At 66.2% G+C, this 10,438-nt stretch carries 12 protein-coding genes and 1 pseudogene; 12 read left to right on the plus strand and 1 reads right to left on the minus strand.

Annotated features, from left to right (window positions below):
- Positions 1-1,263, plus strand: a 1,263-nt coding sequence (locus V5F77_RS27725; RefSeq protein WP_429008304.1) for a DNA cytosine methyltransferase, incomplete at its 5' end; no start/stop codon positions are given.
- Positions 1,264-1,440: 177 nt separating this feature from the next.
- On the opposite strand, the gene V5F77_RS27730 is transcribed toward V5F77_RS27725, so the two are convergent.
- Complete coding sequence (locus V5F77_RS27730; RefSeq protein WP_429008305.1) at positions 1,441-1,686, minus strand: hypothetical protein; 246 nt, start codon at positions 1,684-1,686, stop codon at positions 1,441-1,443.
- A 410-nt stretch (positions 1,687-2,096) separates the two neighbouring features.
- On the opposite strand from V5F77_RS27730, the pseudogene V5F77_RS27735 reads away from it, so the two are divergent.
- The 11 genes and pseudogenes from V5F77_RS27735 to V5F77_RS27785 form a co-directional block, all read left to right on the plus strand.
- Positions 2,097-2,771 (plus strand): annotated as a pseudogene (locus V5F77_RS27735) (replication initiator protein A); the annotation flags it as partial.
- Positions 2,768-3,406, plus strand: a complete 639-nt coding sequence (parA, locus tag V5F77_RS27740) for a ParA family partition ATPase (RefSeq protein WP_429008306.1) — start codon at positions 2,768-2,770, stop codon at positions 3,404-3,406. The pseudogene V5F77_RS27735 and the gene parA, both read left to right, overlap by 4 nt.
- Before the next feature lie 17 nt (positions 3,407-3,423).
- Positions 3,424-4,164: a DNA-methyltransferase gene (locus tag V5F77_RS27745; RefSeq protein WP_429008307.1), complete on the plus strand. Its 741-nt coding sequence runs from the start codon at positions 3,424-3,426 to the stop codon at positions 4,162-4,164.
- Positions 4,161-4,415 (plus strand): hypothetical protein, encoded by a 255-nt coding sequence (locus V5F77_RS27750; protein WP_429008308.1) that lies wholly within the window; start codon positions 4,161-4,163, stop codon positions 4,413-4,415. Before V5F77_RS27745 ends, V5F77_RS27750 begins: the two co-directional genes overlap by 4 nt.
- The gene (locus V5F77_RS27755) at positions 4,412-4,933 is read left to right on the plus strand and encodes a DUF2840 domain-containing protein (protein ID WP_429008309.1); all 522 of its coding nucleotides are present in this window, start codon (positions 4,412-4,414) and stop codon (positions 4,931-4,933) included. The genes V5F77_RS27750 and V5F77_RS27755 overlap by 4 nt, the downstream gene beginning before the upstream one ends.
- Complete coding sequence (locus tag V5F77_RS27760; RefSeq protein WP_429008310.1) at positions 4,930-5,475, plus strand: S26 family signal peptidase; 546 nt, start codon at positions 4,930-4,932, stop codon at positions 5,473-5,475. Before V5F77_RS27755 ends, V5F77_RS27760 begins: the two co-directional genes overlap by 4 nt.
- Before the next feature lie 35 nt (positions 5,476-5,510).
- Positions 5,511-5,846 carry a DUF736 domain-containing protein gene (locus tag V5F77_RS27765; RefSeq protein WP_429008311.1) on the plus strand — a complete coding sequence of 112 codons (336 nt, stop codon included), beginning with the start codon at positions 5,511-5,513 and terminating at the stop codon, positions 5,844-5,846.
- Positions 5,847-5,850: 4 nt separating this feature from the next.
- Positions 5,851-6,783 (plus strand): lytic transglycosylase domain-containing protein, encoded by a 933-nt coding sequence (locus tag V5F77_RS27770; RefSeq protein WP_429008312.1) that lies wholly within the window; start codon positions 5,851-5,853, stop codon positions 6,781-6,783.
- Positions 6,780-7,148 (plus strand): hypothetical protein, encoded by a 369-nt coding sequence (locus tag V5F77_RS27775; protein WP_429008313.1) that lies wholly within the window; start codon positions 6,780-6,782, stop codon positions 7,146-7,148. The genes V5F77_RS27770 and V5F77_RS27775 overlap by 4 nt, the downstream gene beginning before the upstream one ends.
- Positions 7,138-8,877, plus strand: a complete 1,740-nt coding sequence (locus tag V5F77_RS27780; RefSeq protein WP_429008314.1) for a relaxase/mobilization nuclease domain-containing protein — start codon at positions 7,138-7,140, stop codon at positions 8,875-8,877. Before V5F77_RS27775 ends, V5F77_RS27780 begins: the two co-directional genes overlap by 11 nt.
- A gap of 42 nt (positions 8,878-8,919) precedes the next feature.
- Positions 8,920-10,438, plus strand: a 1,519-nt coding sequence (locus V5F77_RS27785; RefSeq protein WP_429008315.1) for a conjugal transfer protein TraG, incomplete at its 3' end; no start/stop codon positions are given.

Genomic DNA, 10,438 nt, shown 5'->3' on the forward strand with positions numbered 1-10,438 from the left:
GCTAGTAGCTACAATCCAATATTCATCGACGCCTTCGCCGGTTGCGGCGGGCTTAGCCTTGGTCTCCTGCGGGCCGGCTGGCGGGGGACGTTTGCGATCGAGAAGGACTCGTTTGCTTTCGGCACGCTCAAGGCTAACCTCGTCGATGAGGGGGCCCGCCACCGATATGATTGGCCTGAGTGGCTGGAGCAAAAGCCCTGGACCATCGAGTCGCTGATGGATTCCCACAACGCCCAGCTGGCGGCGCTTAGGGGGCGGGTGGACCTCCTGGCAGGGGGGCCGCCTTGCCAAGGCTTCTCGAGCGCCGGGCGCCGTCGCAAGGGGGACCCACGTAACGAGTTGGTCGAGCGATACCTTGAATTCGTCGACCTTGTGCTCCCCCGGATGGTGCTCATCGAGAATGTCAGGGGCATCACCTATGACTTTGTCGGGGACGAGGCCTCGGACCGCCACAACTTCGCCGACGAGCTCGCCGCCCGCTTGGGCGCGAACTACCACGTCTACACCGATATCGTACGGTGCGCCTCGCTAGGGGTCCCCCAGCACCGGCCTCGGTTCTTCCTCGTCGGCATGCTGAAGTCGCAGTTCAAGAAGCTGGCGCGAAGGGACAGCCCGTTCTCGATGTTGCGCTCATCCAAAGTTCGGTTCCTGGAGCAGCGTGGGCTCCGGTCGACGATCACTTGCAGGCAAGCTATTTCCGACCTCGAACTTGCCTATGCCGGGACCGGCCCGTGCCCCGACTCGAAGGGCTACCAAGCCCTCCTTACCGCGAAGCCGCGCACGCAGTACCAGCGCCTCATGCGAGACGGCCACACCGGGCAGGTTCCCGACACGCGCCTCGCCATGCACCGTCCCCACATCGTCGAGCGGTTCGCCAAGATCATCGAGGCGTGCGAACAAGCTGGCCGGCTGAGCGTCCAGCTGAACCGCGAGATGCGCGAGCGCTTCGGCATCAAGAAGATGGCGACCAGAGTACTCGATCCCGCCAAGGCCGCGCCGACAATCACGAGCATGCCGGACGACTTGCTACACTACAACGAACCCCGGACGCTCACGGTGCGCGAGAATGCACGCCTGCAAACCTTCCCAGATTGGTTTGCCTTCCACGGCAAGTATACCACCGGGGGCGAACGACGTGCCCGGGAAGTGCCCCGGTTTACGCAAGTCGCAAACGCCGTCCCGCCACTGGTCGCAGAGATGTGGGGCGAGGTGCTAATGAAGCTCATCCTGGCCTCGGCCCGTGCTGATCGTATGGCCGCGTAGGCCCAGATGCCGACCGGAGCCGAGACGACTAGGACTGAGGATAGGTCAGGAGACGCGCCAGGGCGGCCGTTCCCCTCCGGCCTCCTTGACTGGGCTGGGCATCGGGGCGGCGGGGTACGCCGGCTGTTCGACGACCACAGCGGCCGGCCGGGCGAGGCCGTGTTCGAAACCAACCTTCTATACCGACTGAGGCAGTGGTCTCAGGAGATCTCCGAAGGCGTCGAGGGGGCTCCCCGCATCGTCCTTCTCGTTGGGGGCCCCGGTAACGGCAAGACCGAAGCTGTCGAGGCCACGATCGGCCAGCTCGACGGCGCGCTCGGATGCGACGGCGCGCTCGTCGCGTCGCTCCGACAGTGCTACCACCCGCCGGTCGGCCAGCCAGTCCCAAGGGTGGTGACGATAGAAGCAGGCGCGCTGGCTCACCCCCCTCGATCCCTCCGGCTCGACGTCGTTCAGGATGCATCGGTAGGCGGCCTGGGTGGTCTCTCGGCAGCACGGTCGCTCGTTGACGAGTTGGAAGCGGCAACGGCCGATCCCTTGGCCCACGCTTATCTTTGTTGTGTCAACCGCGGTGTCCTAGACGACGCGATGATCCATGCGATCGACTCGGGGCTTGAGCACACTCGGAACCTGCTGGAGGCGGTCGCCCGGGCCGTCAGCCTCGCGCCAGACGCCCTCGCCTGCTGGCCACTTGATGGCTATCCAGGGATCGCGGTCTGGCCGATGGACGCCGAATCGTTGATCGAGGACACCGACTACGGCGACATGGCACCGGCCGCCGCCATTCTCCAGCGCGCGGTCGATCCGGCCTTGTGGCGGGATCCAGCCACATGCGCCTGCAATCGACCGTCATCCGAACCACCATTCGGCAGAACGAGCATTGGCGGCGCCACCAGTTCTCCTGGATCAACGAGTGGGAGGAATGCACGACCCGCGAAGGCCGCATCGAGGGCATGGAGTTCGTGCTGCCCGACTGGTTCTACCGCGGCGTCATCGACCGCTCGCTGGTTCTGACCATCGACCCGGCTTATTTCCGGCTGACGGGCGGCATCGAGCGGTGGCTCTACCGCGTCGCCCGCAAGCACGCCGGCCGCCAGAAGCAAGGCTGGCTCTTCGACATCCCCCATCTCCACGAGAAATCCGGCAGCCTGGCGAAGGTCGCGGATTTCGCGTTCGACATCCGCCGCATCGTCCTGCGCCAGCCGCTACCTGGCTACCGACTTCGGATCGAGCGCGACGGCCGGCGCGAGCTGCTGCGCATCCTGCCCGCCCGGTTATCCACAGGGCCTGTGGATGGCGCTGTGGAAACGCTCGGGACTTCGGGCGTGACCGCTATCGGGACTTCGGGAGTGGCCCTATCGGGACTTCGGGAGTGCCGAGGGCAGTTAACGCTTTGGCCCGAAACGGCGATTCCGGGCCTTAACTTAGAGTCTAACATAGAAGAATCTAACTCTTCTGTAGTTGGGCGCCCTGTAGATCGGTGGAAAACCGACAGGGGCGGCCGATGATCGTCGCCCTGCTCAACCAGAAAGGCGGCGTCGGCAAGACGACATTGGCCCTGCATCTCGCTGGTGAATGGGCTCGGCAGGGCAAGCGCGTCACGCTGATAGACGCCGATCCCCAGGGCTCGGCATTGGACTGGTCGCAGCAGCGCGCCCGGGAGAACGTCTCGCGGCTCTTCGGTGTCGTGGGCCTGGCGCGCGACACGCTCCATCGCGAAGCGCCAGAGATCGCCCGGACCGCCGATCATGTCGTCATCGATGGGCCGCCCCGCGTCGCCGGGCTGATGCGCTCGGCGCTGCTGGCCGCCGACCTGGTGCTGATCCCCGTCCAACCATCGCCGTTCGACGGCTGGGCCTCCGCCGAGATGCTGGCGTTGCTCCGCGAGGCGCGCATTTACCGCCCGCAACTCGCTGCGCGCTTCGTGCTGAACCGCTGCGGCGCACGCACGATCATCGCCCGCGAGACGGCCGAAACGCTCGCCGATCACGATCCGCCGTTGCTCTCCAGCACCGTCGGCCAGCGCGTCGTCTTCGCCGATGCCGCGCAATCCGGCCGCCTGGTCTTCGAGCTGGCCGAGCAGAGCGCCGCCGCCCGCGAAATCGCGGCGCTCGCCGTCGAGATCGCGAGGCTCTCGCCATGAACGAGCGCCCCGTCAACATGGTCCTGGCCGGCGATTGCCGCACGCTGATGCCGGCGCACGGTCCGTTCGATCTGATCATCGCCGATCCACCCTATGGCGACACCTCGCTCGCCTGGGACCGGCGCGTCGATGGCTGGCTGCCGCTCGCGCATGCCGCTCTCGGTCCGGCCGGCTCCCTGTGGGTGTTCGGTTCACTGCGCTGCTTCATGGCAACCGCCGCCGCTTTTCGTGAAGCCGGCTGGAAATACGCGCAGGAGATCGTCTGGGAGAAGCAAAACGGCTCCAGCTTCCACGCCGATCGCTTCAAGCGCGTGCATGAGCTGGTGGTGCAGTTCTATCGCGCCGACACGGCCTGGGCCAACATCTACAACAACGTCCAGACGACATCGGACGCCACGGCCCGCATTGTGCGGCGCAAGCAACGTCCGCCGCACACCGGCCATATCGAGGCCGGTCACTATGTCAGCGAGGATGGCGGGCCGCGCCTCATGCGCTCGGTCATCTATGCCCGGAACGCACACGGCCATGCAATCCATCCGACCGAAAAACCCTCGGGCCTGATCGAAATCCTCATCCGCACGAGTTGCCCACCGGATGGCTTGGTCGGCGATTGGTTTGCCGGCTCGGGCGCAACGGGCGAAGCGTGCCGGCTGTCCGGACGCCGTTACCTCGGCTGCGAAATCGATCCCGACATGGCCGAGCGTGCGCGCTCGCGCATCGCCGGCGTGCTGCCCTTCCGTGACGGAGGGGCCGCATGAGCGAGCGTCCGAACAGGCGCGGCTTCGCCTCCCGACCGGGTGACGCGGAAAGTTGGATCAAGGCGCCCGAAGCCTCGTCGCCTCGCGCGACTGACACCGCTGGTTTCACCGCGCGTCTGACGATCGACATCACGCCGGCGCTGCGCGGCCGGATCAAGATCGTCGCCTTCCAGCGCGGCGCCACGGTTGCCGACATGCTGCGCGACCTCCTCGCCCGTGAATTCCCTGCCGATCCTGGAGAGTCGTCGTGAACGACAACGAAACGCCGCCCGTGTTGCGCGTCGTGCCGCCCTCGCATCGGCGCACCGTGCCTCTGACCCATGTCGAACTGACGTGGATCGAGAAGAAGATCGAGTTCTGGCTTCGCTTCGGCCGCCGCGCCGAGGAGAAGATTCTCGATCGCCGCCGCAGCATCTCCAGCTTCAGGCCCGGCAGCATCTTCGCCTTCGTGCGATGGGCGTCGAACGACTTCGGCACGGTGATTTCGCGCATGGACATCGTGCGCACCGTCGCACTCGGCGAGCGCTATCAAACGCTCCCCTTCGTGCGGCCGGGCGGCGAAATCCTGCTGCGCGTCGAAGGCTGGCCCAAAGTCGAGCGGGTGCTGCAGTTCATCGACGCGGTCGAGGCGCTCGATGTCGATCCGGCCGACGCGGCTCCAGAATATTGGCGTCATCTCCACAACCGTCTCGCCGCCGGCCACGAGCCGCGCGCCTATAGCCGCGAGCAGCATGACGCCTGGCTCAAGCGCCGGAGCGTCACGCCATGACCCGCTTCGGCTACGTCATGACGACGTACTTCGCCATGCTCGCGATCGGCGGCCTGGCCTTCGTTCATCCCGCGCCCCGGCTGATCTGGAACGCCACGGCCAGCACGCCGACCGGGCTCTATGCCCTGCGTCCGATCGGTCGCCTCCAGACGATGGAGCTGGTCGCGGTCCGGCCGCCCGAACCGATCGCGAGCTTCCTCGCCGATGGCGGCTTCCTGCCCAAGGGCGTGTCGCTGCTGAAGCACGTCATGGCATTGCCCGGACAGACGGTCTGCCGCACCGGCGACGCGATAACCGTTGACGGCATCGCCGCCGGCGATGCGCGCGACCGCGATCATCTGGGCCGCCCGCTGCCGAAGTGGGACGGTTGCCGGACCATCCACACGGGCGAAGTCTTCCTCATGAACCCGACCGTCCCGGACAGCCTGGACGGCCGCTACTTCGGCCCGCTTCCCATCACCTCGATCGTCGCTCGCGCGGTCCCGCTCTGGACCGACGAGGACGGCGACGGCCGCTTCGTCTGGCGCGCCGCCACCGACTGAACCCGTCATTCAACCCACCGCCAAGGAGGCAAATCATGGCACAGATCGGTCAGTTCACCCGCAGCAAGTCCGGCTATTCCGGCCGTGTTCAAACGCTCTCGCTCGACGCCGAACTGGTGCTCGTGCCGGCCGAGCACAGCGATGCCGAGAATGCGCCGGACTATCGCATCCATCTCGGAGACGGAGACGGGCCGGAGGTCGGCGCTGGCTGGAAACGCATTGGCGAGAAGGCCGGCGACTACGTCTCGCTGGTGCTCGACGATCCGACGCTGACGCAGCCGGTCCGCGCCAACTTGTTCCAGTCGAGCGATGACAAGTCGGTCTGGATTCTGAACTGGAACCGTCCGCCCAAGCGCGGCGAGCGGGACTGACGGCATGCGATACGTGCTCCTGATCGCGTGCGGGATGGTCCGCCGAAACCCCATCCCTTTGTTCGCGGAAAGACCGTCTCATCCCTTCGTCCCGCTCGACGATCCGTCGGCCGTCGCGCGCAGACGAGGTCAAGGGCGGCCATCGGCCGGCGCTTGTGCCTTGCCCTTGACGGAGGCGAGCACGATGGCCCGCTGGCGTCGTGGCGGAGACAGTGCGTGCTCCCGTTTCGCACGCTGTCTCCTTGTCGGCCTGGTCGCGATCGGCGCACCTGTGCTGTCCGCTTCCGCACAAGGGGCGCCGGCAGAACGGACTGCGGCAAGCGATCCCTATGCCGCGCATGTGGCGGAAGCCTCGCAGCGCTTTGGCATTCCGGCCGCCTGGGTACGCGCCGTCATGCGCATCGAAAGCCGCGGTGACAGGCGTGCGGTCTCGTCCAAGGGTGCGATGGGCCTCATGCAGCTCATGCCGGAGACCTGGGCAGGATTGCGCGCGCCGTATGGCCTCGGCCGTGATCCCTTCGATCCGCACGACAACATTCTGGCTGGCGCGGCCTTCCTGCGCGAGATGCACGACCGCTACGGTTCGCCGGGCTTCCTCGCGGCGTACAATGCGGGGCCTGGCCGTTACGAGGATTACCGCGACCGACACAGGCCGCTACCGCCCGAGACGCTGGCTTATGTCACGGCCCTCGTCCCTTTTGTCGAGGGCGGCGAGATCGCTGGGCCTGTCCTCCTGGTGGCCTCCGATCCGTCGTCCTGGACACAGGCTCCGCTCTTCATCGTGCGCGCTGACGGCCCAAGAAGCGCAGATCGAGCGTCGCCCGATCGTCCGTCACCTGGCGCTCCGGCTGCCGTCCCGGTCCGCGATGTCTCAGCTATCGCGCCGCAGTCGGAGGGGCTGTTCGTCGCTCTATCAACGACAGGGCGTCCGCAATGACCGGCCATCGTTCGCGCAATCAAGCGGGCGATAGATGCGCTCCCGTCTGCATCGACGTTGCTGCGATCGTGCATGTATCCGTCAGGTTGCGGGATTCGGCCTCCGGTCAGCGAGAATTCGTGCTCCGGCGTATATTGGCGCGGATTGGCGAAGAAGAGACAGCGGGCAGGGGAGACGAGCAGGCACCAACCGAACGAGGGCAGGATAAAAGCCGGCAATGTGCGGCTCGGTCGGGGGTTTGTTTTTCCAGGGTTTTTTCACTGTTCGGGCAACGTGCGCCCGATCCGCGCAATGTGCGCGCCGATACCAACTCATTGCTGAGACTGTCCTTTCCGCACATTGCCGAGGCTGGCGATGGCGCGTGAAGACGATTTCCAGGTCCGTCCGGGCCGCATCCGATCATCGCGCGCTCAACGGACAAAGCCGTTTATCGCCCAGGCTCTCGCCGCCACCCAGAAGGCAGGCGGGCGGATCGGCCGAGATGGCTCGATCACAGGCCGTCGCGGCTCCCGCTTCGGCCGGGGCCGGGTCGCCGCCGTTCAGGCCAACCGGCTGCTCACCAGCCGCTCGCGTGGCGCCGTGGTCAAGGGGCGCTTCCTGCGCCATGCGACGCAGCGCGGCAAGCTCGCCGCCCATCTTGGCTATCTGCGCCGCGAGGGCGTCACTCGCGACGGGGCAAAGGCGAAGCTGTTCGGTCCAGGCACCGAGGATGCCGACCCCAAGGACTTCGCCGAGCGCTGCGAGGATGATCGGCACCATTTCCGCTTCATCGTCTCACCCGACGACGCGGTGGAGATGGCGGACCTCAAGGGCTTCACCCGCGACCTCATGGCCCAGGTCGAAAAGGACCTCGGCACGAGGCTCGAGTGGGTCGCCGTCGACCACTGGAACACTGAGCATCCGCACGTCCACATCATCATCCGCGGCCGTACCGATGACGGCCAGGACCTCGTCATCGACCGGGACTACATCAAGCAGGGCATGCGCGACCGCGCCCAGGACCTGATCACGCGGGAGCTGGGGCCGCGCACCGATCAGGAGATTCGGCGAACACTCGACCGGCAGATCGATAGCGAGCGCTGGACCAATCTCGACCGGCAGCTTTCCCGCGACGCCTACCGTACCGGCGTCATCGACATGGCGCCGCATGCCGATCGCCAACCCGACGAATTTCATGCGCTGAAGGTCGGTCGGTTGCGGAAATTGGAATCGCTCGGCCTCGCCGATCAGGTCGGTCCGGGTCAGTGGGCGCTATCGGAAAATGCCGAGGCGACGCTGCGCGACCTCGGCGAGCGCGGCGACATCATCAAGCGCATCCATCGTAGCCTGACCGAACGCGGCATCGAGCGCGGCGCGGCGAGCTATGTGCTGGCCGGCGAGAGCCTCGACGTTCCCGTCATCGGCCGCCTGGTCGATCGCGGCCTCGACGACGAGCTGAAGGGCTCGGCCTATGCCGTGGTCGACGGCGTCGATGGCCGCACCCACCACGTCAAGCTGCCCGATCTCGACGCCGCCGGCGATAGCGCGCCGGGCTCGATCGTCGAGTTGCGCAAGTTCGATGACGCGCAAGGGCGGCGGCGGGTGGCCCTTGCTATCCGTTCGGACCTCTCGATCGAACGGCAGATCACGGCGACGGGCGCAACCTGGCTCGACCGACAGGCGATCGCGCGGGAGCCGGCGGCCCTCGGCCAGGCCGGATTCGGCGCTGAGGTGCGCGACGCGATGGAGCGTCGTGCCGAGCAGCTCATCGGGCAAGGCCTCGCCGAGCGGCAGGCCAGCGGCATTACCTTCAGCCGCAACCTGATCGATACGCTGCGCAAGCGCGAGGTTCAGGCGCTTGGAGACAAGCTCGCTGCCGAGACCGGCCGGCCGTTCAATTCATCCGCCACCGGCGAGTATGTCGCCGGCACCTATCGGCAGCGCATCGCGCTCGCCTCGGGCCGCTTCGCCATGATCGATGACGGGCTCGGCTTCCAGCTCGTGCCCTGGTCGCCGTCCCTCGAAAAGCAGCTCGGCCGCCATGTCTCCGGCGTCGCCCGCGACAACGGTGGCATCGACTGGGATTTCGGCCGGAAGCGGGGGCTCGGCCTGTGACCACCTTCATCCGTCCTGCGACTTCACGAAAGGACCGCCGCCATGTCCGCCACCAAGATCCTCTGGGGCCAGATCCTCGCCGTCTTCGCGATCATTCTGTTGACCATGTGGGCCGCGACCGAATGGACGGCCTGGCGGCTCGGCTTCCAGCCGGAGCTCGGTCGTCCTTGGTTCGAGCTGCTTCACTTCCCGTTCTATCTGCCGCCAGCCTTCCTGTGGTGGTGGTTTGCCTATGATGCCTATGCTCCATCGATCTTCGTGGAGGGTGCCTATATCGCCGCGTCGGGCGGCATCATCGCGGCGGCCGTCGCGATCGGCATGTCGGTCTGGCGGGCGCGTGAAGCCAAGACGGTCGAGACTTATGGATCGGCGCGTTGGGCGCGACCGGAGGAAGTGGCCGGCGCCGGACTGCTCGGTCCGGACGGCGTCGTGCTCGGCCGGCTCGACCACGCCTATCTCCGCCACGACGGGCCGGAGCACGTGCTGTGCTTTGCGCCCACGCGATCCGGCAAGGGCGTCGGCCTCGTGGTGCCGTCGCTGCTGACCTGGCCAGGATCGGCGATTGTCCATGACATCAAGGGCGAGAACTGGCAGCTCACCGCCGGCTTCCGCGCCCAGCATGGCCGGGTGCTGCTGTTCGACCCGACCAATGCGAAATCCGCCGCCTATAATCCGCTGCTGGAGGTCCGCCGCGGCGAGTGGGAAGTCCGGGACGTCCAGAACATCGCCGATATCCTGGTTGACCCCGAGGGGTCGCTCGATAAGCGAAATCATTGGGAGAAGACGAGCCACGCATTGCTGGTCGGCGCGATCCTGCACGTCCTCTATGCCGAGGAGGACAAGACGCTCGCTGGCGTCGCCGCCTTCCTGTCCGATCCGAAGCGGCCGATTGAGTCGACGCTTGCCGCCATGATGAAGACGGCGCATCTCGGCGAAGCCGGCGTCCACCCTGTCGTGGCCTCGGCCGCGCGCGAGCTGCTCAACAAATCCGACAATGAACGATCAGGTGTGCTCTCCACCGCCATGTCGTTCCTCGGCCTCTATCGTGATCCCGTCGTCGCCGAGGTGACACGGCGTTGCGACTGGCGAATCACCAATATCGTCGGCGGCAAGCTTCCGACCACGCTCTACCTCGTAGTGCCGCCGTCTGACATCAATCGGACCAAGCCGCTGATCCGTTTGATCCTCAACCAGATCGGCCGTAGGCTGACCGAGGATCTGCAGTCCAAGAACGGCCGGCGCCGGTTGCTGCTGATGCTGGACGAATTCCCGGCGCTCGGGCGACTGGACTTCTTCGAGTCGGCTCTTGCCTTCATGGCTGGCTACGGGATCAAGAGCTTCCTGATCGCGCAGTCGCTGAATCAGATCGAGAAGGCCTACGGCCAGAACAACTCGATCCTCGACAACTGCCATGTCCGCGTGAGCTTCGCCACCAACGATGAGCGGACCGCCAAGCGCGTGTCGGACGCTTTGGGCACGGCTACCGAAGTCCGGGCGATGAAGAACTATGCCGGCAGCCGGCTGTCACCCTGGCTCGGGCATCTGATGATCTCGCGTGTCA

Origin of the sequence: Roseixanthobacter psychrophilus (assembly GCF_043195195.1) — a bacterium.
Lineage (GTDB): Bacteria > Pseudomonadota > Alphaproteobacteria > Rhizobiales > Xanthobacteraceae > NCEH01.

Coding starts and splice junctions, on each gene's coding strand:
- V5F77_RS27765 (WP_429008311.1), top strand. CDS start 5,511: ATGGCACAGATCGGTCAGTTCACCCGCAGCAAGTCCGGCTATTCCGGC.
- V5F77_RS27780 (WP_429008314.1), top strand. CDS start 7,138: ATGGCGCGTGAAGACGATTTCCAGGTCCGTCCGGGCCGCATCCGATCA.
- V5F77_RS27750 (WP_429008308.1), top strand. CDS start 4,161: ATGAGCGAGCGTCCGAACAGGCGCGGCTTCGCCTCCCGACCGGGTGAC.
- V5F77_RS27745 (WP_429008307.1), top strand. CDS start 3,424: ATGGTCCTGGCCGGCGATTGCCGCACGCTGATGCCGGCGCACGGTCCG.
- V5F77_RS27770 (WP_429008312.1), top strand. CDS start 5,851: ATGCGATACGTGCTCCTGATCGCGTGCGGGATGGTCCGCCGAAACCCC.
- V5F77_RS27775 (WP_429008313.1), top strand. CDS start 6,780: ATGACCGGCCATCGTTCGCGCAATCAAGCGGGCGATAGATGCGCTCCC.
- V5F77_RS27760 (WP_429008310.1), top strand. CDS start 4,930: ATGACCCGCTTCGGCTACGTCATGACGACGTACTTCGCCATGCTCGCG.
- parA (WP_429008306.1), top strand. CDS start 2,768: ATGATCGTCGCCCTGCTCAACCAGAAAGGCGGCGTCGGCAAGACGACA.